We start from the raw sequence: 332 nt of genomic DNA, 5'->3' as shown, positions 1-332 counted from the left end.
AACAGGCCCAACCGGTCCTCAAGGAATACAAGGTATCCAGGGACCGCAAGGAAGTATAGGCCCAACCGGTCCTCAAGGAATACAAGGCGTGCAAGGTCCCCAAGGTCCAACAGGTCCGACAGGGGCAACGGGTCCTCAAGGAATTCAGGGAATCCAAGGTCCGATTGGTCCAACTGGTCCCCAAGGAATTCAGGGGATACAAGGAGTGCAAGGTCCAATCGGCCCAACTGGTCCAACCGGCCCTCAAGGTCTACAAGGAATAACCGGCCAGGCGGGCCCAACCGGTCCAACAGGAGCAACCGGTCCGACTGGAGAAACGGGTCCCCAAGGTC

At 58.4% G+C, this 332-nt stretch carries 1 pseudogene; it reads left to right on the top strand.

Going from position 1 to position 332, the window contains the following annotated elements:
* Positions 1-332 (top strand): annotated as a pseudogene (locus tag MR167_RS32015) (collagen-like protein); the annotation flags it as partial.

The organism is Bacillus cereus group sp. BfR-BA-01355 (assembly GCF_022663675.1).
GTDB lineage: Bacteria > Bacillota > Bacilli > Bacillales > Bacillaceae_G > Bacillus_A > Bacillus_A thuringiensis_S.
This window is presented reverse-complemented; position numbering and strand designations above follow the sequence as displayed.